This window comes from Frigoribacterium sp. VKM Ac-2530, from assembly GCF_015350835.1.
Classification (GTDB): domain Bacteria; phylum Actinomycetota; class Actinomycetes; order Actinomycetales; family Microbacteriaceae; genus Frigoribacterium.
The window spans coordinates 249,458-272,207 of sequence record NZ_JADKSE010000001.1 but is presented as its reverse complement, the minus strand read 5'-3'; the positions used below and the strand labels follow the sequence as shown (position 1 = coordinate 272,207).

Here is a 22,750-nt window from a genome sequence, read left to right as displayed (position 1 = left end):
TACGGCGATCGCGGAGGCAAGGCCGGCGTGTGGGGTGTCGACGCCTCGGCTGCAGCTTCTTGCAGGGTGTGCGACGGCAGAGGTCGGAACCCGACCGACCTGTCGACCTCGGGTGCTGGAAGGGAACATGTCTTGACCGTCTGGGTAGCTGTTGCCTTGTCTGTGCTCGCGACCGTCATCGCTAGTCTCGCTGGACGGGGAAGCGTTGCGGCCAACGGGCTGGTGGGCATCCGCACACCGGCCTTGCGATCCTCAGACGCGGCGTGGAGAGCAGGCCATCGAGCTGCCGTGCCCATTCTGGCCGCCTTGACCGTCGTCTCTGCCGCGGCAGGAGTCGTTGTCTTCGCCGCCACTTGGGGCAAAGGGGCTGACGTCACGAACATGGCCGGCCTGTGGGTCATCGGCCTCGTCGTCACCGCGATCGTCCTCGCAGCTGTGCGTGCCAACGCAGTTGCAGCCAGCTCAGACCCTGAGACGCACTAACGGTCAGGTCAGCTCAGCGGCCTTGGATGCGCGGTTCTGCCGCTGACGTCTTTCTCCAAGCGGTGACCGCCCGGTAGGGGATCGACTAACGGACGATCAAGAGAGCCGTACGGTGGGCGCATGAGCGAGATACATCTCACTGGTCAACTCGTCTGCGCCACTGAGGAGCAGGCAGAGATCGTCAGATTCCACCTGGCGGATCACATCGAGCTCACGCGTGCCGAAGCCGGGTGTATCTCGTTCGTGGTCGCCCAGACCCCAGATCCGCTGGTCTGGTCAGTCGAGGAGCGGTTCGAAGACCAGCACGTCTTCGAATTTCATCAGCGACGCGTCGCAGGCAGTAAGTGGGGTCGGGTGACGGCCAGCATCGAGCGCCGCTGTTCGATGCAGGGGCTGTCCCACTGAGCCATCGTCATTCGGCCGATCGGTGCCTTCGAGTACGTGTCGGGAGCGTGTCACCGCGGCGCATCAACGGTGCTCGAGGCCCGGTAGGGGATCGGTGAACGGTCTACCTGACGCTGCCACGCGCCAAGCGGCGGCGCCACAAGCGTCGATGTCTTCGTCCACGTCCCGATAGCGGATCTCAGGTTCAGGTGGTCGTGTCTTCGTTTGCCTCTGTGGTGAGTCGTCGCACGCTCTGGGTGGAGATGGCTGCGACTGTCGCCAGGACGATGATCGACGCACACACGAGGAGCGTGGACCGCGTCCCGAATGCGTGCACCGCAGGGCCCACGAGGACCTCGCCGATGGGGATGGCGATGAAGGAGCCGACCATGTCGTACGAGTAGACGCGCGCGAGCGCGGCACGGGGGACGTTGCTCTGCAGCGACTGGTCCCAGGCGATGGCGAAGATCTCGAGGGCGATGCCGCCGAGCAGGAATGCCGCTATGAGGGCGGGGAGCACGGGGAACACTCCGAGGGTTGCGACCGGCACCGCCGTGACGGCCATGAGCCCGACCCCGACGGCCAAGCCCCGCCTGGGCCGCCACCGCAGGGCGATGACCGCGCCGGCCGCGAGGCCGACGGTCTGGGCTGCGACGACGATCCCCCAGGCTGCACGTCCGAACGACGCGTCGGCCACTACGGGGCCGAGCACCGTCGTCGCGCCGACGAAGGCGGCGTTGAGGACGGCGAACTGCGCGACCACGATCCACACCCACGACCGGCGGGTGAACTCCTGCCACCCCTCCCTGAGGTCGGCGAACACCGACATCCGACCGCTGTCCCCCGCGGGCAGGCTCATGGTCCTGGGCGGCCGCAGCTGCGAGAACAGCAGGCCGGCGAGGGCGAAGCCTGCGGCGTCGACGGCCAGGCCCCAGCCTGGTCCGACGAGCGCCACGATCCCGGCGCCGGCCGAGGCGCCAACGACGCTGCCCGCGTTCAGGCCGAGACGGAGGAGTGCATTCGCCGGTCGCAGCAGTTCCGTCGGCACGGTCTCGGGCACGAGAGCCGCCGCGGCGGGGAGGCTGACGGCGGCGACCGCACCGTTGAGCACGCTCATCACCAGGAGCGACGGGATCGTCGCGGCGCCGGTGATGACGAGTGCGGCGATCACGCCTTGGGTCGATGCCGCCGCGAGCGACGTCCCCACGAGGACGACGTCGCGCGGCATTCGGTCGGCGATCACCCCGCCGAACAGCAGCACGGCCACGTTCGCGACGGATCGCGCCGCCACCACGAGCCCGAGGTCGGCGGCCGAGCCCGTGAGATCGAGTACGGCGAAGGCGACCGCGATGGGTGCGACGGCGTTGCCGAGGATGCTGGTCGTCCTGGCGGCGAGCAACCACCGGAACGCCCGATGTGCCGGGGGCCCGCGTCGAGACGTGCGGGGACCGGGGGAGGCGCTCCTTGCTCCGACTTTCATGTTCGTCTCATCGGGAACAGGGCCGCGGTCATCGACACGGGTTCCGTGCCGGGCGTTCGAGGAGGCTGTGCAGCAGCGTGTAGGAGAGCGGAGGCCTGTCCCACGTGGTGGACGACACGGTGCCATGTCTCTGGATCGACCCACAACTCGGCATCGGTGGACACCTGGTGCCCCGTGATCCGCTGACGCGAGCGACGGCGGAGCTCATCGACGAGGGCCTCGACGTACTGCGCCCGCTCCTCGTCGTCCGCCACGGCAGGGCCAGCTTCGAGCGGGAACGGCTGTGCTGACGAGAGGTGTCGATAGCGCTTCGCGTCCCCACCCCTGATGCGGACCACGTCGACGACCGTCACCAGCCCCACGCGTTCGAGGACGCGCAGGTGGTAGCTCGCCGTCGCCTGCGAGAGACCAAGCTCGCGGCCAGCTTCAGCGGCGCTCATCGCGACACTCGTCAAGAGTGAGAGCAGGCGCAGTCGGATGGGATGAGCGGTGGCGCGCAGTTCCTCGAGATCAGACACATGAGCATCGTGCAACTGCCACCCGTCGACCGTCAAACAGCTTTTTGGGGGTCGGGTCGGTTCGGTTCACCCTGTTGCCGATCGTCCGTACTGCGGGCATTCGAGTGGGAGTCAGCCGCGGTCGCGAGCCATCCCTGCCTCTGTGTTGCGCGTCCCGAGAGCGATTCCGTGCGGTGAGGCTGCTTCGATGCGTTCGAGGTCGTTCGCTGTGAGGGCGACATCCGCGGCAGCGGCGTTCTCCGCGACTCGAGACGCCTTCGTGGTGCCGGGGATCGGGACTGTCCCTGCCTGGACGAGCCACGCGAGCGCCAGCTGCGCCGTGGTGACGCCCTTCTCGTCGGCGAGGGCCTGGAGTCCCTCGACGACGCGGAGGTTCGCGTCGATGGCGTCGGCGGAGAACCGGGGGAGGTTCCGTCGGGCGTCGCCCTCGGGCAGGTCGTCTCTCTTGGTGAGGGTGCCGGAGAAGAACCCTCGGCCGAGCGGGGAGAAGGGGACGAACCCGATGCCGAGCTCGCGAGCGGTGTCGAGGACGTCGTTGTGCTCGGCGTCGCGTTCGAAGAGGCTGTACTCGGACTGGATCGCGGTGATCGGGAACGTCGCATGTGCCTGTCGCAGGGTCTCCGCTGATGTCTCCGAGACGCCGATGTAGCGGGCTTTGCCGGGGGTGACCGCTTCGCTCATCGCGCCGATGGTGTCCTCGATCGGCACGTTCGGGTCGGCTCGGTGCAGGTACCAGAGGTCGACGTGGTCGGTTCCGAGGCGTGTGAGGGAGCGGTCGATCGCGCGCCGTGCGTGTTCGGGGGAGCCGTCGAGGCCGATGGAGGTTCCTTCGTCGGTGAAGTCGATGTCGAACTTCGATGCGACGACCACCCGGTCCCGGTCCACGCCGAGGGTGCGGTCGAGTAGCTTCTCGTTCTCGAACGGCCCGTACGCCTCGGCGGTGTCGAACAGGGTGATCCCGAGGTCGAGAGCGCGGCGGATGGTCTCGATGGAGCCGGCCTCGGTGGCGCCGCCGTAGAAGGCGCTCATCCCCATGCACCCGAGGCCGAGTGTGGACGTGACGAGGCCCTGCGAGCCGAGCGGGATCTGCTGCATGGAAGTTCTCCGTTCACCGCCGGGTCGATCCGGATGTCCTGACTCTCGACCCTGGTGTGCACACCATGTCAAGTGCGAGACTCGGGCCCGTGCTGCTTCCTGAGGTCCATGTCGACGAGGCCGTGACGATCAGCGCCGCGGCGGATCTGCTCGGCGTCACCATCGACACGATCCGGTACTACGAGAAGGAGGACATCGCGCCGGCACCGGCGCGAGGCCCTGACGGGTGGCGCCGGTACGACACGGCTGCGCTGAGCTGGCTCGCCGGCACGGTGATGCTCCGCGGCACGGGGATGACCGTGCAAGAGATGCGCGAGTACGCCGCCGCGTACCGGGCGGGTGCTGACGATGCCGAGCGGCTCGCGCTTCTCGAACAGCACCACGCGGCCGTCCTCGAGCGGCAGGCCGAGGTCCAGCGGCACCTCGCTGCGCTGGAACGGAAGATCGCCGCGTACCGCCAGACCATCGCTGCGACGAAGGGGAACGAGCGGTCCGCGGCCTGACCACGCTGTCCGTCAGGCCATCGTTTCGCGGCCGCAGCTGAGTGGATCCGCGGGCTTCTTCGCGGCCAGGATGAGGCGATGACAGAGCTGCAGGGCGCCGCCGTCGTCTTCGCGCCCCTCTTCGCGATCTTCGGCGTCTGCTTCATCGTGTTCCACCAGCACATCTCCGACACCGCTCGTAGGGCCTACGAGGAGCAGGGGCGCCGGATCGGCCCCCAGACCCAGTCGCCAGGGCTGATGATCGTGGGCGGGATCGGCATGCTGATCATCTCGACGGTCATCGTGCTCTACGCCTTCACCGACGTGTTTCCGCCGCCTCCTCCGCAGTAGCTCTCGTCACGAGCGCTGCCCGATAGACGATCGTTGACCGAGATCCGTTTCGGACCGACCTACCGAGACAGCCAGCGTCTCGTAGCTGCGGGGGAGCGGCCAGCGTCCGCCGGTGGTCGGTAGTCGGTGACCGATCGGTAGTCGAGACATCGAGAACCAGGCGAGATCCGATGGCCGACGCAGACTACGGGAGCTGTGGTGGCGCGATCAGTTCGAGGAATCCACCGAAGGCACCTTCGAGGTAGATGATGCGTGTGCCGGCTCGGGCGCCACCAGTCATCCGGTGAGGTGTCCCGACTGCTCTCCAGCCGTGTCCAGCGCAGAGCTCGATCACATGATCGAGGTCTGAGACCGTGAGCGCGATGTGCACCACGCCGACCTGTCCGGGCGAGCCGGCAGACTCGGGCAGTCGGGGCGGGTCGTACTGCAGCAGCTCAACCCGGTGGGGGCCGAGTGTCACCGTCGCTGCGCGGATCACGGCTCCACGGACGCCGGTGGTCGCCGCCGTGACTTCCTCGTCGAGCGCGAAGGTGCGCTCGAGCACGAACCCGAGACCGGAGCACCACAGCACCAGCGCGTCGTCGAGGTCGGCCACGGTGAGACCGGAGTGAGCGACGTCAGAGACGAGCGGTGATGCCATGACATCAGTATCGAGCTCCGACACGCCTGTCCGAGGGAAGAGGGACCCGACACCCGATCGCTCAGAGGGCCGCGGTCACGGTCGCCGGGACCTCAGCCAGCCCCGCCACCAGCGGTCATGTCTGCGTGCCCGCTCAGGTGCGGCCCAGTCGACGGGTTGAAGGCCCTGCTGCTCCCTCTCCTCGTCGATGCGATGTTCCAGGTCCTCCGACCAGGCGTCGAGGTAGTCAACGCGTTCAGTGCTCCAGGCCACGTCCAGCTCGTCAGTGAGGAGGTCGATGAGACCGCCGCCGCCTGGGTGCACTGCGTCCTCGCATCCAGAGATGAGGAGGAAGGAACCGTCTTGCGTGAGGAGCTCCCTGGCCGGCAGCATCAGGTGATACTCGAAGGGTGGAAGAAAGGGCACCTGGTTGCATTCCGCCACGACCCAGCGGCCCTCGTGTTCGCCCCGCCCTATGCGTCCGCCGATGCCGGCGTCAGGCCATGTCTCGAAACACGGCACGGCCGCGCTTCGCGGGATGACCGGCCCTGTGTCAGCTGACGTGGGCGCGCTTCCCGGCTCCGGAGGCTGTCCACGGAAGATCACGTCTCATCATCGTCCATCGTGCAGGACGAGCCGCAGCTCTCAGGCGGAGAAGGACCCCGGGACCAGCCGGGCCTGTGTCAGGCGTGCGTCCCGAGAGGGGATCCACCAGCGGACTGGGGGGCGACCAGAACTCGTTGCGCGGAGTCCTCCGTGCGGGCCTCCGGCCCATCCTTGATGGCTACCCCGGGCGTCGAGCTACCCGGTGACGCCCGAGGAAGGATCGTCTGCCGGCCCGTTCGATGGCTCGACCGTGGTCCCCTCTCGCGAGCGTGTGTGATGGTGGTCAGGACTGAGGGCGACGAACACGTTCTTGGAGACGGCCACGAAGCCGTCCGGCGCGCGCATGCCGTCCGGGACGATCGAGTACGTGATGCCGTCGGGCCCCGCGGCGCGGGTGACGCCTCCGCCACAGCCGACGATCCAGTCGTCCGCGTCGGGATAGGCGATGACGCACGAAGTGTCGTCATCCTGGTGGCTCGCGACCCAGAGGTCTGCGCCGTGGTGTTCGCCTACCCACCGGATCGATTCCCGGTCCAGGTCCTCGGTCGCGTAGGAGGGGAGCTCCGCAGGCAGCGGATGATCGACCGTTGGGGCCTGCTCGAGGTCAGCGAGTCCAGTGCTTGCGGAAGCGCAGCCTGAAGTGACGAGGATGAGCGCGAGCGGCAGCAGTGACATCGTGAGCTTCATCGAGGTGGTCATCTGCCCACCTTCGCAGCTCTGATGTTGATGATGCGTGCCGATCGGCCTGGACAGGATCATCTGCGGCGGGACCCTCTGCGGGAGAAGAAGGCGACGAGCCAAGCGAGAAGGCAGATCGCCGCCAGGGCTGTGACGACGACACCGATGATGATCGCGACGTGCCATCCCGTGAGATTTCCGAGCATCGTTCCAAGGTATCGACCTCGTGGCGAACCGCAAGCGGAGACAGCTGCTACAGATTCTCCTTCGGGAGCGCCCGGTGGACGATGCCCTCGTGGGCTGCAGCTCGCGGCTCCTTCGGGGCGGGGCGGGCCGGGGCGCGGCGCGATCCGATTCGTCTCAGCGGTTGGTGCGCGTCCAGACCGCAACGACGTTCCGGCCATCGACCTGTCCCTGGCCGTACTGCAGATAGCCCGTCCTCTCCGAGGAGACGACGATCGAGTCGGCCCCGAGGTCCACGAGCTCCTGCACGACCATCGTGGAGTTCCCGGGGCTGTCCGGCAGTTGCTCGATGACCCAGCCGTCGGGCACCTCGACGGCGCCCTCGACGTACTCGATGCCCATGCCCAGCATCGAATGCTCGACGGCCTCCGAAGTGATGACCTTGGCCCCCTCGGGGAAGTCCACCCCTGTCACGGCGCCGATGGTCTCGAGAGGCACGTCGTGGCAGCGCGTGGAGAAGGGGTTGCAGACGCCGTACTCGCCCGGCTCGTTCAGCTTCGTGTTCACGGCGATGATCGGTGCCGCCACGACACTCGCGACGATGAGGCCGATGACCAGGAACAGGCCGACGAGCAGGAGCAGTTGCCGGCCGAGGCAGGGCGGGGCGTACTCGTCCATCTGCTCATCCTCGGCGACGGCGACCATGGACGCGTCCGCCTGGCGCCCGAGAGGGGTGCGCCCTGCGGATGAGTGGTCAGCTGGTGGTGTCCCAGGTGAGGAAGACCACCCCGACGAGCACCGGCACGAGGGACAGCAGCGCGATGATGACACCACCGACGATGCTCGCTGCGCGCTTGTCCATCGCCAGCCAGATGCCCCCGACCACGCCGAGGGCGCCGACGATGATCAAGGTCAGGGAGAACGCCACAGGGGTCCTTTCGAGGGCGTCGATGGCCGGCTACGAGATGGAGATGCCCGGCGCCACCGTCACCAGCAGCACCACAGCACCGAGCAGGAGCGGCACCAGCGATCCGACGATGACCACGACGCCGGCGGCGACGCTGAACTTCTCGCTGACGACCTCGCGGTTCCGGATGAGGAACGCGCCGGCACAGAGACCGATGAGTCCTGCGGTGAGGCACACGAGCGCAAGGGTCACGGTGCCGATCCTGTCATGAGATGGATCGTCGATCGATCCAGGGACTGCCCGAGAAGGGGATCGGGCCGCGGGCACGGACGTCTCTCCGGGTGCCGGACACGGACAGGGTGAACCACCTCGGAGGAATGACGACCCCGACCCCCGATGACCTCGACGTGCTCCTCACCGACAGCGCACCCGCGGAGACGACCTCGACCCCAGGGCTGCGCCACGACCTTGCTGTGATGGCCGTCGAGGCCCTAGGGGCTTCGGTCTTCGACTGGGCGCCGTGGGCTCGAGACACTCGCCTGGCTTGCCCGGCCCGAACAGGGGCCTGCGGCGACGACGCAGCATTCAGTAGCCTTCCCGCGTGAGTCGCCCGGCTAGGAGAACCTCTGTCCACGCCGTGCGCGGGATGATGCCGGCCTCCCGGCGACACGACGAGGCGTTGCGGTGGGTCGGACTCGGGCTCGTCGTGGTCGGCGTCGTCCTGGCCGTGCTCGGGACGGGGATCATCGGCGTGTTCGCCGTCGTCCTGGTCCTGGGCGGTGGCGTTCTGTTCACCGTCTCATCGGCTCGGTGGTGGAACTCGGCCGTCGACACGGCACGGTCGATCCGTGCCGGGGGTGACCCCCGGGCCTGGCCGTCCGCCGATCACCCGACTGTCCTGGTCGCCGCCGTGAGCAGAGCGCGGCGGATCGCCCTGGTGCTCAGCGCGACCCTCTCCGCCCTGGCACTCGTGGCGGGGATCGGTAGTGGGGGCCTCCCCGCGCTGGACCCCGCGGAGCCCCCAGCAGCCATTTCGGCAGTCGGGGAGGAGCCTGTCTCGACACCGACACCGACACCGACACGCATGTCGACCCGCGGCGCCCACGGTCTGCCCGTCTCGCCGTTCGACGTGGAGGGCGAAGGCGTGCGCATCGGGCAGGTCGAGGACGAGGACGCCTGGTGGGCGCTCTGCGGAGCGGCCATGGGCGACTCCGACTGTCTGGCTTGGGGCGTCGTCGCCTCGGTCGAGTGTGACCTCGACGTGACGATCAGCTTCGCCGACACCGAGACCGGGCCGAGCGCACGCACCGAAGAGCGATCGGTCCGTGTCCGACCGGGGACGCCAGCGTTCATCGCCTCGGTCGGTGAGGAGACGTGGAGCAGCATCGACGCCGCCGAGTGCCGACCGCGACCGGACGTCGACGACCACGTCGCGACATGGTTCCCCACCCTCGACTACGAGGCTCAGCCCGAAGGATGCTGGGACCTCGGCTGCATCGGGTTCGACGTGATCCCCAGTCGCGACTGCCCGCGAGCCGACGTGCAGTTCGCCGTGTACGACGGCTACGGCGGCACCGGGAATCCACACGACCTCGTGATCCCCGTCGAGCTCCAGGAGGACGTGCCCACCACCGTCTGGGCCGGCGGCGTCGAGAGTTTCGAGGGCGACGCCGTCCTCACCCGGATCTCGTGCCGAGTTCAGCCGAGCGTCGATCGCGCTGCTGCAGGTGAGCAGCACACGGACAGCTAGCGCTTTCTTCCGTTGCGGTAGCCCATCGGTCAGCGGTCAGCGGTCGGCACTCGGGCCGCACCTCCGCCAGAGGATGAGTCGTGCGGCTGCGTCGACAAGGAACCCCCGGTCGGGAGGCTTCTTGCCCCCTCACTGGGAAGCGCACATGATGTCTCCGCTCAGTCAGCTTGCCGGGCTAGCCGCCGGTCTCCCGATCTTGAGCTCGTTTCTCGTGGTCATCGTCTTGGCGTCGGGCGCATACGCCCTCGTCCTCACGATCAGGCTCCTCCGATCGCGACTCGAGCGAGACGGCTCGATGCAGCGCGGTGACGATTCCCGGTAGATGATCGCTCACTGGGCTCTCGCTTGCCGCAGCGCAGTTGTGAGGTGTTCGTCGGCTGCCATTGCCGGTGGGCAGCTCGGTTGCCGTCAGGGTGTGGGGTCGAGGAGGCGCCCGGTCCAGTCGCGCAGGGCGGCGACGGCCCGGCGCGACAGGGTCGCTCCCGGCACCATGCTCGCCGACCCGTGGAACGCCCCCGGCCACACGTGCAGCTCCGCCTGCACGCCGGCCGCCCAGAGCGCGCTGGCCCAGGCGACGGCCTCGTCTCGGAACACCTCGGCGCTGCTGCAGTCGACGTAGGCCGGCGGAAGGCCCACGAGGTCGGTCGCGCGGCCGGGAGCGGCGTAGATCGACACCTCGTCGCCGCCGCGACGGTCGCCGAGGTAGGCGTCCCAGCCGAACCGGGTCATCTCGCGGTCGGCGACGCCCACCCCGTCGAACTGCCGGGCGGAGACGGTCGCGTCACGGTCGTCGAGCATGGGGCTGACGAGTACCTGGCCGACGACGGCCGGCCCCTGTCGGTCGCGGGCGAGGAGCGCCGTGCCCGCGGCGAGTCCGGCCCCGGCGCTCTGGCCGACCAGGACGATCCGCTCGGTGTCGACGCCGAGCTCGGCGGCGTGCTCGGCGACCCAGACGAGGCCGGCGTAGCAGTCCTCGACCGGGTACGGGTCGGGGTGCTCCGGGGCGAGACGGTAGTCGGGGCTGACCAGGACGACGTCGTGCACGAACAGCCAGTCGTCGTACGAGTCGAGGTTGCCGAGGTGGTGGCCGAACATCATGCCGCCGCCGTGGATCGCGTAGGCGCAGGCCGCGGTCCCGGTTCGGCCGATGCGCTGCACGACCGCGAGGGCGATCGGGTCGCCGAGGTGCCCGGGGACGGTGATGCTGCGCCTCTCGAGACCGCGGGCCCGCAGTCCTTCGTCGAGCTGCGCCTCCGTCATCTCCAGCTGTCGCATCCGCGGCAGCATCTCGGTCTCGAGCCGGAAGCGGCCGCGGGCGTCCATCGCCTCCAGGAAGGGAACGAACTCGGGGTCGAACGGCGGGCGGGGCAGGACGGTGGTGTCAGGCACGGGAAGACTCCTGGGTCGATGCGGTGATGGTGGCCGAGCGGGCAAGGGTGACGGGGGTGTCGGTGGCCGTGTCGGCGGTCCGTGCCCGGAGCATCCCGACCACGACGAATACGGCTGCCACGGCGGCGAGGCCGAGTCCGGCGACGGTGAGGGCGTCCTCGAAGTCCGCGAGCCGCGTGGCCGTCCACGGGGTGGTCGTGATGCTGCCGATGACGAACGCCGCGACGATCGTGCCCGCGGCGGCGACCGCGGCTGCTCCCGCGAGCTCGCTCGAGGTGTCGACGAGGGCCGCGCCCACCGAGGTGCGGTCGGCGGGGAGGCCCGTGAGCACGGTAGCTCCGGCCACGACGCCGACGACGCGCATGCCGGCGGCGACGAGCACGAGAGCGACGAGCACCCAGACGTACCCGTGACGGCTCAGCGCGCCGAAGACGGCGAGGCCCGACACGACCGCGGCCGCGCTGACCCACGCCGCCCGGCCGAGGCCGACCCGCTGCACGAACGGCCCCACGAGGCGACCCCCGGCCAGGAGCACGACGACCTGCGGCAGCGTGCCGACGGCGGCGAGGGCCGGAGGCCAGCCCCAGGCGAACTGCAGCTGCAGCGTCACGAGGTACGACAGCCCGGCGACGGCGAGGCCCGACGCGGCCTTGAACGCGAGGCCGCTCGACACCAGGGGGCGGGCGAGCAGGTGCAGGTCGACCACCGGGTGCCGCGCCGTCCGCAGGCGCACGACGAACCCGGCCCCGCACGCGACGGTCAGCACGACGGCGGCCCACCCCCACGAGGAGGCGGTGGCCGGCCCGACGAGGACGGTCGGCGTCACGAGCAGCCCCGCCACGGTCGCGGTGCCCAGCAGCGCGCCGCCGACGTCGACGGGGTCTGGCCGCAGCCCCTCGGCGTCGTCCTCAGCGACACCTAGCCGGATGCCGACGAACGCCAGCACGGCGATCGGCACGTCGGCGAGCAGCAGCACCTGCCACGGGGCGACGGCGAGCACGAACCCGCCGACGGTCGGGCCGACGGCGAGGCCGACGAGCCCCGCGGTCGAGATCACCGTGAGGGCCCGGACGCGCAGGCCCTCGTCGTCGAACAGCCGGAACGCCAACGCCATCGACCCGGGGGTGGTCATCGCGGCGGCGACGCCCGTCAGCACACGGACGGTGACGAGCTGCTCGGTCGTCGTGACCGCCACGGTGGCGAGGCTCGCCACGGCCAGCAGCGCGAGGCCCGCGAGCATGACGCGGCGGCGCCCCACCCGGTCGGCGACGGCGCCGAAGAGCAGCATGAGCCCGCCGAAGGCGACCGCGTAGGCGCCCGACACCCACTGCAGGCCCGTCGTCGAGGAGCCCAGCTCGCGGCCGATCGTCGGCAGGGCGACGTTGAGGACCGAGGTGTCGAGCATCTCGAACAGGAACACCGCGGACAACCCGGCCAGGGCGATCCACGCGTCGGACAGCCGGGGAGGCGCGTCGCCGGCGCGCAGCCGACCGCGGGAGAGGGAGGTACTGGGGGACACGGGGTGCACTCCTTCTGGGAAGAAGTGGCGACTCGTTCGATGCCGCGTGCGGGTGCGTCGCAGAGCGCGACGCCTTTTACCTCAGTGGTGTGAACGATACACCGGCTGCTACGGGAGAAGGACGCGGGACCGTTCAGAGGGTGCTCGTGCCCCGAAGCGGCCGCGCGTCGCTAGGGTCAGGACATGGACGAGGCCGACCGAGAACTGCTCCGGCGGGCCGAGGCCGAGGTGGCAGCGCTGCCCCACCGCGACCCGCTCATCGACCCGTCACCCCGCCTGGGCGGCCCTGCCGACGCGATCGAGCCGACCGGTCGGGCACGGTTGCTCGCCCCGCTGACCCTCATCGTCTGCTTCGTCAACCTGAGACGATCAGTGAATGTCTCTCGGCGAACGCTTCACCTATGACCTTGACAGTGACTGCGCTTACGTCGAGTTGGCGCCTCGCGTCGCTGACGGCGACGCCGTCGAGCAGGTCGTCGTGGAGCGTGAGGGCAGGGGTGACATCGTGCTCGATTTCGATTCAGCGGGGCGACTTCTCGGCGTCGAGATCGTCGGGGCCCGCGCGCTGCTCACCGCCGAGACTCTCGCTGAGGCTCCTTGAACATCGGCCCCTGGCTTTCGTCGAGGGCCCTGGAGAGCCCGGTAGGCTCTAGGCTGGCGCGGTGACGCGGGTGGGTGCGGTCGGATTCGACCTCGACGGGACGCTGTTCGATCACCACGCTTCAGCCCGATCCGCCGCGGTCCACTTCCTGGGCTCGCTCGGCGTGGTCTCGTCGGACTCGACTCTTGAGAGCTGGTTCGCCGCCGAACGGCAGCACTTCGAGCGTTGGCGGTCGGGCGAGATCAGCTTCGCGGAGCAACGCCGCGAGCGACTGCGCTCGGTCCTCTCGCCGCTAGGGGTCCATGTCCCCGCCGGTGATGTCGAGATCGACGACTTGTTCAGCGAGTACCTGCGGGCGTACGAGTCGTCGTGGCGGGCATTCCCTGATGCGCGTCCGCTTCTTCAGAGCCTGCGCGCGTCCGGTCATCGCATCGGGCTGCTGACGAACGGGGCGGAGGCTCAGCAACTAGCGAAGCTCCGGCGCACGGGTCTCCTCGTCGAGTTCGATGTCGTCTGCACGTCTGAGCGAATCGGTTTCTCCAAGCCCGACGTGAGGGCATTCGCCGTTCTCGCCTCTGAGCTCGGAGTCGAGCCGGGGGCATGCCTGTTCGTCGGCGACGACCCGATGAAGGACGTCGCCGGAGCCAGGGCAGCGGGGATGCAGGCGCTGCTGGTCGACGGTGAAGGGCGCCGTGAGCTTCCGATCGGTGAGTCGATCGGGTCCGTGATCGCCGGGTCTGCAGGTGCCCGATAGGGGATCGGTCGGCGGTCCGTCCAGGAGGGGAACCTAGTGGTCAGTAGTGAGCTGCCCCCGTCCTGCGAGGATCAGCGCATGATCTTGAAGAACGGCACCGTCGCTCTGGAGCCCATCACGCCGGCCCTCGCCCTGCGCATCGTCGCTCGTGACGAGCGACCCGGTGACAAGTGGCATGCCGAGTACCCTTTCCTCGACGAGCTCGATCCTCTGAGGTCGTTGGCTGCGTCAGCGTCCCCTGACCCGTGCTACACGATGTACGTCGTCCGACGGGCGTCGGACGGGATGGCTGTGGGGGGCTTCGGGTCCTTCGGTCCTCCGGACGCCGACGGGCGAGTCGAGTTCGGGTACGGCTTGGTTCCTTCGGCCCGGGGCGCGGGCCTCGCGACGTCGGCTGTCCTGCTCGCGCTCGGACACGCTGCTCGGCACGGGGCGACGATCGCGGCGGCGGACACGGAAGCGGACAACGCTGCGTCGCGTCGCGTCCTCACCAAGGGCGGCCTCGCAGAAGTGGGACGAAGCGGCTCCGTGGTCCTCTACGAACGAGTCCTGACCGCCGGGCAGGGAATCAGGCTCGAGACGAATCTCCGAACCTCCATACTCGTTTCGTGACCGATCCGACGAGCGCTCCTGGTCGTGCCCTGCGGCGTCGGCTGCGGGAGACGTCGTGCCCTGACTGCGAGCACCCGTGGGAAGAGCACGGAGGTTCGGCTGTCGAGGGCCCGGTGGCCTGCGGGGAATGCCAGTTCGAAGAGGACCACGCGCAACAGACCCCTGGTCGAGAGACGTGCTGGAACAGCGTGCCCCCAGGGTTGTTCGTGCGGCCGACGGCCCGAGAGCGAGAACGGGCAGCGCCGCTCCACAGGAAGATCCTCCGGCGGTTCGGGCAGGTGGTGATGGCGGTGTTGCATCTCGTCGTGCGCTGGCCCTGACCGAGAGCGCCCGAGCGCCGATCGGTCACCTCAGGCCCCCGCCTCCGCCGGTTCGACGCGGGCACGCCGACGGGGCCTCAGCGTCCGGCTCGTCACGAACAGGCACGTGCACAGGAACGCCCACCCGAAGAGAGCCGGCTCGAGACCGACCGTCGCGAGGAGTCCGAGGCCGAGCACGGCCACGCCGACCGCGCGGGGCAACGGCCGACGCGACAGCGTGGCGATGAGGATCCCGACAGCAGCCGCGGCGACGTGGATCAGACAACGGGGCGGACGGCATCGTCCGTGAGACGCATCAGGCAGAGGCGGGGCGACGACGAAGGAGGCGCACCCCGGTCACCCGGGACGCGCCTCCTTCGCTCCGACGGTCGCGCTACTTCTTCGCGGCGCCGGCCTTCGTCGCGGGCTTCGCCGCGCTCTTGGCCTCGGTCGCGGGGTCCGACTTCGGCTCGACGACCGGCGTCACCTTGAGGAACCCGGCACGCGGGTCCTTCAGGCCGACGAGCGGCGTCTGGTCACGGCCGCCGAAGAAGTTCGTGATCCAGCCGGTGAGGATGCGCCACTTGCGGTTCAGCGTGGGCATCGCGTACAGGTGGTACCCGCGGTGCGCGAGCCAGGCCGGCACGTTCGTGACGGACACGCCCTTGAGCACGCCCGCCCCCTTGCCGATGCCGTAGCTCGCGACCGTGCCGAGCGACTCGTGACGGTACTCGGAGGCCGGGGCGCCCGAGAGCGCCGCGATCACGTTGTCCGCGACGGTGACCGCCTGGCGCACGGCGTTCTGCGCGTTCGGCGGGTAGTAGGCGGGCTGCTTCTCGGCGAGCAGGTTCGGCACCTGCGCGACGTCGCCGAGCGCCCAGACGCCGTCGAGCTTCTCGCCCTGCTCGGTCTCGACCTGCAGGGTGGCGCTGACGTTGACGTGGCCCTTCGGCCCGAGCGGCAGGCCGAGGTCGGCGACCACGGGGTTGGGCTTGACGCCCGCCGTCCAGACGATGGTGCCGGCGGGGATGGTCTCGCCGTCGCTGAGCACGACGTCGCCGTCGACGCACGAGGGCATCGTGGTGCCGAGGCGGACGTCGATGCCGCGGCCGCGGAGGTGGCCCAGGGTCCACTTCGAGAGCTCGGGGCCGACCTCGGGCGCGACGCGGTCGAGCGCCTCGACGAGGACGAACCGCAGCTCGTCGCGCGACAGGGTCGGGAACTGGTCGACGGCCGCCTTGGCGGCGTCGTCGAGCTCGGCCATCGCCTCGACGCCGGTGTAGCCACCGCCGACGAAGACCACGGTGAGCAGCTTGCGACGCGTGGCGGCGTCCGTGACCGATGCGGCCTCGGAGATGTTGCCGAGGATGCGGTCGCGGACGTACTGCGCCTCCTCCACGCTCTTGAAGCCGACGCCGTTCTCGGCGAGGCCGGGCGTCGGGAACGTGCGCGTCACGGCGCCGAGGGCGACGACGAGCTGGTCGTAGGCCAGCACCTGCTCACGGCCGTCGGCGGTGGTGACGGTGACCTTCTTCGCGGCCGAGTCGAGGCCCGTGACCCCGGCCTCGATCACGGACGTCTTGCGGAGCGCCTTCCGGAGCTGCACGGTCACGTCGCGCGGGGCGATGTGCCCGCCCGCGACCTCCGGCAGGAACGGCTGGTACGTGTAGTACGGCGACTGGTCGACCAGCGTGATGCTGGCGCTCTGCGGCGGACGACGCTTCTGGAGCTCGAGTGCGGCGGTGAGCCCGGCGGAACCGCCGCCGAGGATGATGATTCGCTGTGTCATGGATGTGTTCCTCCCTGCGACGACCGTACTCTGCGGGCAGCACGCGGGGCGAGCCGCCGGGCCGGGCCCGGCGATGCCCGGACGCGACCACGGCCGGGCACGGCGACGCCCGCGGGCACGACGACGCCCCGGCCTCGAGGAGGCGCGGGGCGTCGTGCGGGGGAGTGCGACCAGGCTGCGTCAGCGGTCGGAGGGGACGTCCGAGTCGGTGTACGAGCCGTCGGCCTCGCCGTCGTGGGGGCCGGCGGTCGTGCCGCCGTCCTCCGGGATGTCGCTGTCGACGTAGGAGCCGTCCGACTCGCTCGACGTCGTGGTCTCGTGCGAGACGTGCGTGTCGCCGTCGACGTGGCCCTCGTGGTGCCCGTGCGTCTCGGTGCTGGTGTGCTCGGTGTGCTCGGTGTGCTCGGTGTGCTCGTCGGTGCCGTGGTGCTCGGTGCCCATGGGGTGCCTCCGTGTTCGTCGTGGTGGACGGCGTCCTCGCCGCCCGTGCGGCTCACAGTAGACGGACGCCGCGCCCCGTGGGTCAGAACCCCTCGTTCTCCCGGGTGACGTAGGGCGTCTCGAGCCGGTCGAGCTCGTCGTCCGTCAGCCAGAGGTCGGCGGAGGCGACGGCGTCGTCCAGGTGCTGCATCTTGGTCGCGCCGACGATCGGCGCCGAGACGGCCTCCTGCTGGCGCACCCACGCCAGGGCGACTTGCGCTCGCGAGACTCCGCGCTCCTCGGCCACCTCGGCGACTGCCGCGGCGACGCGACGGACGCCCTCCTCCTGCTGCTTGTAGAGGGTCTGGCCGAAGCGGTCCGTCTCGGTGCGCGCGGTCGTGGCGTCCCAGTCGCGGGTCAGCTTGCCACGGGCGAGCGGCGACCAGGGGATGACGCCGACGCCCTGGTCGAGGCAGAGCGGGTGCATCTCCCGCTCCTCCTCGCGCTGCACCAGGCTGTACTGGTCCTGCATCGAGACGAAGCGGGTCCAGCCGCCGAGGTCCGCCGTGTGCTGCGCCTTCGCGAACTGCCACGCCCACATGCTCGACGCGCCGACGTACCGCGCCTTGCCGGAGCGCACGACGTCGTGCAGCGCCTCCATCGTCTCCTCGATCGGCGTCTCCGGGTCCCAGCGGTGGATCTGGTAGAGGTCGACGTGGTCGGTGCCGAGGCGGCGCAGGCTGTCGTCGATCGCGCTCATCACGTGGGCTCGCGAGAGCCCGGCGCCGTTCGGCCCGTCGTTCATCCGGCCGTTCACCTTCGTGGCGATGACGACCTCGTCCCGCCGGGCGAAGTCCGCGAGGGCGCGGCCGACGATCTCCTCGCTCGTGCCGTCGCTGTAGACGTCGGCCGTGTCGAACGTCGTGATGCCCTGCTCGAGGGCCCGGCGGATGAAGGGCCGCGAGGCCTCCTCGTCGAGGGTCCACTCGTGGGCGCCCCTGCCCGGCACGCCGAAGCTCATGCAGCCGAGGATGACGGTCGAGACCCGCAGGCCGCTCGTGCCGAGTCTGGTGTGCTCCATGGTGTTCGTCCTCTCGTCCGGCCTGCGCTCGTGCGGGCCGTCTCTCGTCGCCGCCGAGACTAGGCCGATCCGCGGCCGGGCGGAGGCGCGGGTCGACACGGGGAGGTCAGGGCCGGCCGCGCAGCACGCCGGCCAGGTGCGCAGTCGCCCGTCGCGCCTCCCTCGTCCAGGGCGCGCCGACGAAGACGTGGAACGCACCCCGGTAGACGCGCAGCTCGCCGCGTCCGTCGACCCGGGCGAGGCGACGGGCCAGCTCCTTCGCGTCGGCGACGAACAGGTCGCGGTCGCCCTGGTACGTGAAGACGGGCGGGAGCCCGGCCAGGTCGCCGAACAGCGGGCTGACGAGCGGGTCGCGTCGGTCACGGTCGCCGGCCCACCAAGCCCCGGCGACGACGAGGCCGTCCCGCCCGAGCATGGGGTCGAGGTCTGCCAGCCACAGCACCTCCGGGTCGCTCAGCGTCGCGTCGAGCCAGGGCGACACCAGCAGCACCGAGGAGGCGGCGGGCCGGCCCGTGTCGCGGTGCCGCATCGCCTGGGCGAGGGCGAGCGCGCCGCCGGCCGAGTCCCCGCCGAGGTGCACGACGTCGGCCCCCTCGGCGCGGAGTCCGTCGTGCACGGCGTCGAGCAGCCGCACCGCGTCGTCGACGTCGTGCCCAGGCGCGAGCCCGTAGAGCGGCACGGTGACCGTCACGCCGGAGGCGCGGACCAGCCGGGCGAGCAGGGCCCAGTGGGTGCGCAGCGCCGGGTACACGTAGGCACCGCCGCACGTCCAGATAAGGTGCGCCCCGGTCGCGCCCCGGCGCGGGGTGATCCGGACGACGCGCTGCCCCTCGACGGTCGTCTCCGTCACGACGGCGACGCGGTGCAGCTCCCGGGGGAACGGCGCCGCCTCCGGGCCGCGCTTCGAGATCTCACTCCGCACGCTCTCCTCGCTGCGCGTCGTGCGGGGGAAGAGGTACAGCAGCGAGCGCGTGGCGGCCATGAGGAGCGACATGAGCCGACCCTACGGCGCGTCGGCGGCGGCAAGAAGAAAGGCCCCGCCGAAGCGGGGCCTTTGTCCTGACACTGTCTCAACCAATGTCTCGATCTTGCGACCGGTGTCCGAGGGGGGACTTGAACCCCCACGCCCTATACGGGCACTAGCACCTCAAGCTAGCGCGTCTGCCATTTCCGCCACCCGGACTGGATGGTGCCTGCCGAAGCCGACCACGAAACACTAGCACGGCCATGGAGGCACTCCTGACCACGGGCAGGAGGCGGTCGCCGGGTACCGTGGACCGCATGACGACGAGCGCATCGCAGCCGGACCACCACGACCTCGACGAGACGGCCGTCATCGCGCGCGACCTGATCCGCTTCGACACCTCCAACTACGGCGGCGGCCGGTCCGAGGGCGAGGCCGACGCCGCCGAGTACGTCGCCGAGGCCCTGCGGGCCCTCGACCTCGAGCCTCAGCTCTTCGAGTCCGAGCCGGGGCGCGTCAGCGTCGTCGCCCGGGTCGAGGGCGCCGACAGCGCGAAGCCGGGCCTGGTCGTGCACGGCCACCTCGACGTCGTGCCCGCCGACCCGGCGAACTGGTCGGTCGACCCGTTCGCGGGCGTCGTCAAGGACGACATGCTCTGGGGCCGCGGCGCCGTCGACATGAAGAACATGGACGCGATGATGCTGACGTCGCTCGGCGACATCATCCGCTCCGGCGAGCGCCCCGCCCGCGACCTGGTCGTCGGCTTCTTCGCCGACGAGGAGGCCGGGGGAGTGCTGGGCTCGCACTTCCTGGTGAAGGAACACCCCGAGCTCTTCGCGGGGGCCACCGAGGCCATCAGCGAGGTGGGCGGCTACTCGACCTACATCGACGGGCGTCGCTCGTACCTGCTGCAGACGGGCGAGAAGGCGCTGATCTGGATCACGCTCCGCACCCGGGGCACGGCGGGCCACGGCTCGCAGATGATCCGGGCGAACGCGGTGACGCGGCTCGCGGAGGCCGTCGCCGCGCTCGGCCGTCAGGAGTGGCCGATCGCCCTGACCGAGACGACGACGGCCCTGCTCCGCGAGGTCGCGCGCATCCTCGACGTCGACGTCACGCAGACCGCGCCGGACGAGCTCGTGCTGCACACCGGCACGGCCCAGGGCTTCATCCGCGGCTCGCTCCGCACGACGACGAACCCGACGATGCTGACGGCGGGCTACAAGCACAACGTGGTCCCCGACACCGCGGAGGCGAGGGTCGACATCCGCTGCATGCCCGGCCAGGAGGAGGCGGTCCTCGCCCAGGTGCGCGAGCTCGTCGGCGACGACGTCGAGATCGAGACCGTGCACACCGACATCGGGCTCGAGACGCCGTTCTCGGGCGACCTCGTCGAGGCGATCACGGCCACCCTGCAGCGGCACGACCCGGGCGCGCCCGTGCTGCCGTACCTGCTGTCGGGCGGCACCGACAACAAGGCGCTGAGCCTGCTGGGGATCGCCGGCTACGGCTTCGCCCCGCTGCGGCTGGGGGAGGACATGGACTTCCCGGCGATGTTCCACGGGGTCGACGAGCGGGTCCCGCTCGACGCACTAGCCTTTGGCAGTCGCGTCCTCCGGGACCTCCTGGCGACCTACTGACACCCCCACCAGAAGGGCACCCCGCGTGGAGCATCTCCTCCAGGCACTCCTGCTCGGCCTCGTCCAGGGCCTGACGGAGTTCCTCCCCATCTCGTCGAGCGCGCACCTGCGCCTCGTCGGCCTCTTCTTCTCCGACCCCGACGCCGCCGCGGCCTTCGACCCGGGTGCGACGTTCACCGCCATCACGCAGCTCGGCACCGAGCTGGCCGTGGTCATCTACTTCTGGGGCGACATCAAGCGGATCGTGACCCGCTGGTTCCAGGGGATCACCGGGAAGATCCCCCGCACCGACCCCGACGTCAGGATGGGCTGGCTCGTCATCATCGGCACGGTCCCGATCGTGCTGGTGGGGTACTTCGCGCAGGAGTACATCCGCACCGTCTTCCGCTCGCTCTGGATCGTCGCGGTCGTGCTGATCGTCTTCGGCGTGCTGCTCGGCCTCGCCGACCGGCTCGGCAGGAAGACGGCCCGCTTCGACGAGATGACCTACGGCCACGGCATCGCCGTGGGCGTCGCCCAGGTGCTCGCGCTGTTCCCCGGCGTCTCCCGCTCGGGCGCGACGACGACCGCCGCGCTCAGCCTCGGCTACACGCGTCCCGCTGCGGCCCGGTTCTCGTTCCTCCTCGCCGTGCCCGCGGTGTTCGGCAGCGGTCTCTTCGAGCTGGTCCAGAGCTTCAGCGAGCCGGGCCCCTACTCGCTCGGCGAGACCCTGGCCGCGACGGTCGTGGCCTTCGTCGTCGGGTTCGTCGTGATCGCCTTCTTCATGAACTACATCTCGAAGCGCAGCTTCCTGCCCTTCGTCGTGTACCGCATCCTGCTCGGCGGCGTCCTGCTGGTCCTGCTCGGCACGGGCGTGGTGGCGGCATGAGGTCCTGGAAGGCACCGGCCGTGCCGAGCCTGCCGGGAGACGGACCGCTGCCCGTCCTGTGGGACACGGCCACCGCCTCCTTCGTGACGACCCGCCCGGTCGACGGTGCCGCGACGCTGTACGTCTGCGGCATCACGCCCTACGACGCCACTCACCTCGGTCACGCGAGCACCTACCTCGCCTTCGACTCGCTCGTGCGCGTCTGGCGCGACGCGGGCCTCCGGGTGACCTACGCGCAGAACACGACCGACGTCGACGACCCGCTGCTCGAGCGCGCCACGGCGACGGGCGTCGACTGGCGGGCCCTCGCCGCGTCGCAGACCGATCTCTTCCGCTCGGACATGGAGCACCTCGCCGTCGTCCCGCCGGAGCACTACGTCGCGGTGACCGACGTCGTGGGCGACGTGGCGGACGCCGTCGCGGGCCTGATCGACTCGGACGTCGCCTACCGGGTCGAGACCCCGGGCTCCGAGGCCGGCGACGACGTCTACTTCGACGTCCGGGGCGCCGAGCGCGACACCTCGTGGCACCTCGGCCTCGAGAGCCGCTACGACGCGCCGACCATGGCCCGCTTCTTCGCCGAGCGCGGGGGAGACCCCGACCGCGCCGGTAAGCGTGACCCGCTCGACCCGCTGCTCTGGCGTGCGGCCCGTCCCGACGAGCCGTCCTGGCCGTCGTCGGTGGGCCCGGGCCGGCCCGGCTGGCACATCGAGTGCACCGTCATCGCCGAGCAGCACCTCGGCGCGACGGCCACCGTGGCCGGCGGCGGCAGCGACCTCGTCTTCCCGCACCACGAGATGAGCACGGCGCACGCGACGTCGATCACCGGCGAGCCGTCGGCCCGTCAGTGGGCCCACAGCGGCATGGTCGCCTACCAGGGCGAGAAGATGAGCAAGTCGCTCGGCAACCTCGTCAAGGTCAGCGAGCTCGTCTCCGCCGGCCGGGACGCCCGAGCCGTCCGCCTCGCGATCACCGCGCACCATTGGCGGTCCGACTGGGAGTGGCTCGACGACGACCTGGTCGACGCCGAGCACCGTCTCGCGACCTGGACGACCTGGGCGGACGGAGCGGGCCCGCAGGAGGCGGGGGCGGAGACGACGCCCCTGCTCGCGCTCCTGCGTGCCGCCCTCGCCGACGACCTCGACACGCCCCGGGCGATCCGGGCCGTCGACGACCACGTGGCGGCCGGTCGGCCCGCGACCGCCGTCGACGTCGACGCCGTGGCAGCCCTGCTGGGGATCGACCTCCGGCGCTGAGGAGCGCCTGCCCCGGGGAGGG

At 70.4% G+C, this 22,750-nt stretch carries 27 protein-coding genes and 1 tRNA gene; 12 read left to right on the top strand and 16 right to left on the bottom strand.

Features of this window, described 5'->3' with window-relative positions; translation table 11 throughout:
* Positions 1-27: 27 nt before the first annotated feature.
* Both ITJ48_RS16570 and ITJ48_RS01255 read left to right on the top strand, forming a co-directional pair.
* Complete coding sequence (locus tag ITJ48_RS16570) at positions 28-483, top strand: SdpI family protein (protein ID WP_370544721.1); 456 nt, start codon at positions 28-30, stop codon at positions 481-483.
* 120 nt (positions 484-603) lie between these two features.
* Entirely contained in the window at positions 604-888 is a 285-nt protein-coding gene (locus ITJ48_RS01255; protein WP_194612113.1) for a putative quinol monooxygenase, read from the top strand.
* Between the two features lie 184 nt (positions 889-1,072).
* On the opposite strand, the gene ITJ48_RS01250 is transcribed toward ITJ48_RS01255, so the two are convergent.
* The 3 genes from ITJ48_RS01250 to ITJ48_RS01240 form a co-directional block, all read right to left on the bottom strand.
* Positions 1,073-2,347, bottom strand: coding sequence for an MFS transporter (locus ITJ48_RS01250; protein WP_194612112.1), 1,275 nt, complete (start codon positions 2,345-2,347; stop codon positions 1,073-1,075).
* Positions 2,344-2,865, bottom strand: a complete 522-nt coding sequence (locus tag ITJ48_RS01245; protein WP_194612111.1) for a helix-turn-helix domain-containing protein — start codon at positions 2,863-2,865, stop codon at positions 2,344-2,346. Before ITJ48_RS01245 ends, ITJ48_RS01250 begins: the two co-directional genes overlap by 4 nt.
* 111 nt (positions 2,866-2,976) lie before the next feature.
* On the bottom strand, positions 2,977-3,960 hold the full coding sequence (locus tag ITJ48_RS01240) for an aldo/keto reductase (RefSeq protein ID WP_194612110.1): 984 nt from the start codon (positions 3,958-3,960) through the stop codon (positions 2,977-2,979).
* Positions 3,961-4,049: 89 nt separating this feature from the next.
* Between ITJ48_RS01240 and ITJ48_RS01235 the strand changes: the two genes are divergently transcribed.
* The gene (locus ITJ48_RS01235) at positions 4,050-4,463 is read left to right on the top strand and encodes a MerR family transcriptional regulator (protein WP_194612109.1); all 414 of its coding nucleotides are present in this window, start codon (positions 4,050-4,052) and stop codon (positions 4,461-4,463) included.
* Between the two features lie 78 nt (positions 4,464-4,541).
* Complete coding sequence (locus ITJ48_RS01230; RefSeq protein ID WP_194612108.1) at positions 4,542-4,793, top strand: hypothetical protein; 252 nt, start codon at positions 4,542-4,544, stop codon at positions 4,791-4,793.
* Between the two features lie 184 nt (positions 4,794-4,977).
* Here the strand turns inward: ITJ48_RS01230 and ITJ48_RS01225 are convergent, their stop codons facing one another.
* The 6 genes from ITJ48_RS01225 to ITJ48_RS01200 form a co-directional block, all read right to left on the bottom strand.
* Positions 4,978-5,433 (bottom strand): VOC family protein, encoded by a 456-nt coding sequence (locus ITJ48_RS01225; RefSeq protein ID WP_194612107.1) that lies wholly within the window; start codon positions 5,431-5,433, stop codon positions 4,978-4,980.
* A gap of 75 nt (positions 5,434-5,508) precedes the next feature.
* Positions 5,509-6,018: a hypothetical protein gene (locus ITJ48_RS01220; protein ID WP_194612106.1), complete on the bottom strand. Its 510-nt coding sequence runs from the start codon at positions 6,016-6,018 to the stop codon at positions 5,509-5,511.
* A gap of 195 nt (positions 6,019-6,213) precedes the next feature.
* The gene (locus ITJ48_RS01215; RefSeq protein WP_194612105.1) at positions 6,214-6,717 is read right to left on the bottom strand and encodes a hypothetical protein; all 504 of its coding nucleotides are present in this window, start codon (positions 6,715-6,717) and stop codon (positions 6,214-6,216) included.
* A gap of 339 nt (positions 6,718-7,056) precedes the next feature.
* Positions 7,057-7,584: a hypothetical protein gene (locus ITJ48_RS01210; RefSeq protein WP_194612104.1), complete on the bottom strand. Its 528-nt coding sequence runs from the start codon at positions 7,582-7,584 to the stop codon at positions 7,057-7,059.
* Between the two features lie 49 nt (positions 7,585-7,633).
* Positions 7,634-7,807: a hypothetical protein gene (locus ITJ48_RS01205; protein WP_194612103.1), complete on the bottom strand. Its 174-nt coding sequence runs from the start codon at positions 7,805-7,807 to the stop codon at positions 7,634-7,636.
* 30 nt (positions 7,808-7,837) lie between these two features.
* A complete protein-coding gene (locus tag ITJ48_RS01200; protein WP_194612102.1) occupies positions 7,838-8,038 on the bottom strand; it encodes a hypothetical protein in 201 nt (66 codons plus the stop codon).
* An 832-nt stretch (positions 8,039-8,870) separates the two neighbouring features.
* On the opposite strand from ITJ48_RS01200, the gene ITJ48_RS01195 reads away from it, so the two are divergent.
* Positions 8,871-9,536, top strand: a complete 666-nt coding sequence (locus tag ITJ48_RS01195) for a hypothetical protein (RefSeq protein ID WP_194612101.1) — start codon at positions 8,871-8,873, stop codon at positions 9,534-9,536.
* A gap of 408 nt (positions 9,537-9,944) precedes the next feature.
* On the opposite strand, the gene ITJ48_RS01190 is transcribed toward ITJ48_RS01195, so the two are convergent.
* Both ITJ48_RS01190 and ITJ48_RS01185 read right to left on the bottom strand, forming a co-directional pair.
* A complete protein-coding gene (locus ITJ48_RS01190; protein ID WP_194612100.1) occupies positions 9,945-10,925 on the bottom strand; it encodes an alpha/beta hydrolase in 981 nt (326 codons plus the stop codon).
* Positions 10,918-12,444, bottom strand: coding sequence for an MFS transporter (locus ITJ48_RS01185; RefSeq protein WP_370544720.1), 1,527 nt, complete (start codon positions 12,442-12,444; stop codon positions 10,918-10,920). The genes ITJ48_RS01190 and ITJ48_RS01185 overlap by 8 nt, the downstream gene beginning before the upstream one ends.
* Positions 12,445-12,627: 183 nt before the next feature.
* Between ITJ48_RS01185 and ITJ48_RS01180 the strand changes: the two genes are divergently transcribed.
* The 4 genes from ITJ48_RS01180 to ITJ48_RS01165 all read left to right on the top strand — a co-directional run bounded on the left by ITJ48_RS01180 (position 12,628) and on the right by ITJ48_RS01165 (position 14,411).
* Positions 12,628-12,849 carry a hypothetical protein gene (locus ITJ48_RS01180; protein ID WP_194612099.1) on the top strand — a complete coding sequence of 74 codons (222 nt, stop codon included), beginning with the start codon at positions 12,628-12,630 and terminating at the stop codon, positions 12,847-12,849.
* A complete protein-coding gene (locus tag ITJ48_RS01175) occupies positions 12,821-13,045 on the top strand; it encodes a DUF2283 domain-containing protein (protein ID WP_194612098.1) in 225 nt (74 codons plus the stop codon). The genes ITJ48_RS01180 and ITJ48_RS01175 overlap by 29 nt, the downstream gene beginning before the upstream one ends.
* Positions 13,046-13,106: 61 nt before the next feature.
* The gene (locus ITJ48_RS01170) at positions 13,107-13,799 is read left to right on the top strand and encodes an HAD family hydrolase (RefSeq protein WP_194612097.1); all 693 of its coding nucleotides are present in this window, start codon (positions 13,107-13,109) and stop codon (positions 13,797-13,799) included.
* A 78-nt stretch (positions 13,800-13,877) separates the two neighbouring features.
* Positions 13,878-14,411: a GNAT family N-acetyltransferase gene (locus tag ITJ48_RS01165; protein WP_194612096.1), complete on the top strand. Its 534-nt coding sequence runs from the start codon at positions 13,878-13,880 to the stop codon at positions 14,409-14,411.
* A 693-nt stretch (positions 14,412-15,104) separates the two neighbouring features.
* Here ITJ48_RS01165 and ITJ48_RS01160 read toward each other — a convergent pair.
* The 5 genes from ITJ48_RS01160 to ITJ48_RS01140 form a co-directional block, all read right to left on the bottom strand.
* A complete protein-coding gene (locus tag ITJ48_RS01160) occupies positions 15,105-16,499 on the bottom strand; it encodes an NAD(P)/FAD-dependent oxidoreductase (protein ID WP_194612095.1) in 1,395 nt (464 codons plus the stop codon).
* Positions 16,500-16,679: 180 nt separating this feature from the next.
* Positions 16,680-16,940, bottom strand: a complete 261-nt coding sequence (locus ITJ48_RS01155; protein WP_194612094.1) for a hypothetical protein — start codon at positions 16,938-16,940, stop codon at positions 16,680-16,682.
* Between the two features lie 82 nt (positions 16,941-17,022).
* On the bottom strand, positions 17,023-18,000 hold the full coding sequence (locus tag ITJ48_RS01150; RefSeq protein ID WP_194612093.1) for an aldo/keto reductase: 978 nt from the start codon (positions 17,998-18,000) through the stop codon (positions 17,023-17,025).
* A gap of 106 nt (positions 18,001-18,106) precedes the next feature.
* Positions 18,107-18,994 carry an alpha/beta hydrolase fold domain-containing protein gene (locus ITJ48_RS01145; RefSeq protein ID WP_194612092.1) on the bottom strand — a complete coding sequence of 296 codons (888 nt, stop codon included), beginning with the start codon at positions 18,992-18,994 and terminating at the stop codon, positions 18,107-18,109.
* 104 nt (positions 18,995-19,098) lie between these two features.
* Positions 19,099-19,183 (bottom strand) — tRNA-Leu (locus tag ITJ48_RS01140).
* A gap of 98 nt (positions 19,184-19,281) precedes the next feature.
* Here ITJ48_RS01140 and ITJ48_RS01135 point away from each other — a divergent pair.
* From ITJ48_RS01135 to mshC, 3 genes are read left to right on the top strand one after another with little or no spacing between them, the layout of a single operon-like run.
* Positions 19,282-20,604 (top strand): M20/M25/M40 family metallo-hydrolase, encoded by a 1,323-nt coding sequence (locus tag ITJ48_RS01135; RefSeq protein ID WP_194612091.1) that lies wholly within the window; start codon positions 19,282-19,284, stop codon positions 20,602-20,604.
* 25 nt (positions 20,605-20,629) lie between these two features.
* Positions 20,630-21,472, top strand: coding sequence for an undecaprenyl-diphosphate phosphatase (locus ITJ48_RS01130; protein ID WP_194612090.1), 843 nt, complete (start codon positions 20,630-20,632; stop codon positions 21,470-21,472).
* The gene (gene mshC / locus ITJ48_RS01125; protein ID WP_194612089.1) at positions 21,469-22,728 is read left to right on the top strand and encodes a cysteine--1-D-myo-inosityl 2-amino-2-deoxy-alpha-D-glucopyranoside ligase; all 1,260 of its coding nucleotides are present in this window, start codon (positions 21,469-21,471) and stop codon (positions 22,726-22,728) included. Before ITJ48_RS01130 ends, mshC begins: the two co-directional genes overlap by 4 nt.
* Positions 22,729-22,750: the final 22 nt, after the last annotated feature.

Excerpts from the sequence above, each read along its gene's own strand:
- ITJ48_RS01255 (WP_194612113.1), top strand. The coding sequence starts at position 604 with ATGAGCGAGATACATCTCACTGGTCAACTCGTCTGCGCCACTGAGGAG.
- ITJ48_RS01250 (WP_194612112.1), bottom strand. The coding sequence starts at position 2,347 with ATGAAAGTCGGAGCAAGGAGCGCCTCCCCCGGTCCCCGCACGTCTCGA.
- ITJ48_RS01240 (WP_194612110.1), bottom strand. The coding sequence starts at position 3,960 with ATGCAGCAGATCCCGCTCGGCTCGCAGGGCCTCGTCACGTCCACACTC.
- ITJ48_RS01230 (WP_194612108.1), top strand. The coding sequence starts at position 4,542 with ATGACAGAGCTGCAGGGCGCCGCCGTCGTCTTCGCGCCCCTCTTCGCG.
- ITJ48_RS01225 (WP_194612107.1), bottom strand. The coding sequence starts at position 5,433 with ATGGCATCACCGCTCGTCTCTGACGTCGCTCACTCCGGTCTCACCGTG.
- ITJ48_RS01215 (WP_194612105.1), bottom strand. The coding sequence starts at position 6,717 with ATGACCACCTCGATGAAGCTCACGATGTCACTGCTGCCGCTCGCGCTC.
- ITJ48_RS01210 (WP_194612104.1), bottom strand. The coding sequence starts at position 7,584 with ATGGTCGCCGTCGCCGAGGATGAGCAGATGGACGAGTACGCCCCGCCC.
- ITJ48_RS01195 (WP_194612101.1), top strand. The coding sequence starts at position 8,871 with ATGTCGACCCGCGGCGCCCACGGTCTGCCCGTCTCGCCGTTCGACGTG.
- ITJ48_RS01180 (WP_194612099.1), top strand. The coding sequence starts at position 12,628 with ATGGACGAGGCCGACCGAGAACTGCTCCGGCGGGCCGAGGCCGAGGTG.
- ITJ48_RS01175 (WP_194612098.1), top strand. The coding sequence starts at position 12,821 with ATGTCTCTCGGCGAACGCTTCACCTATGACCTTGACAGTGACTGCGCT.
- ITJ48_RS01165 (WP_194612096.1), top strand. The coding sequence starts at position 13,878 with ATGATCTTGAAGAACGGCACCGTCGCTCTGGAGCCCATCACGCCGGCC.
- ITJ48_RS01160 (WP_194612095.1), bottom strand. The coding sequence starts at position 16,499 with ATGACACAGCGAATCATCATCCTCGGCGGCGGTTCCGCCGGGCTCACC.
- ITJ48_RS01155 (WP_194612094.1), bottom strand. The coding sequence starts at position 16,940 with ATGGGCACCGAGCACCACGGCACCGACGAGCACACCGAGCACACCGAG.
- ITJ48_RS01150 (WP_194612093.1), bottom strand. The coding sequence starts at position 18,000 with ATGGAGCACACCAGACTCGGCACGAGCGGCCTGCGGGTCTCGACCGTC.
- ITJ48_RS01145 (WP_194612092.1), bottom strand. The coding sequence starts at position 18,994 with ATGTCGCTCCTCATGGCCGCCACGCGCTCGCTGCTGTACCTCTTCCCC.
- ITJ48_RS01135 (WP_194612091.1), top strand. The coding sequence starts at position 19,282 with ATGACGACGAGCGCATCGCAGCCGGACCACCACGACCTCGACGAGACG.
- mshC (WP_194612089.1), top strand. The coding sequence starts at position 21,469 with ATGAGGTCCTGGAAGGCACCGGCCGTGCCGAGCCTGCCGGGAGACGGA.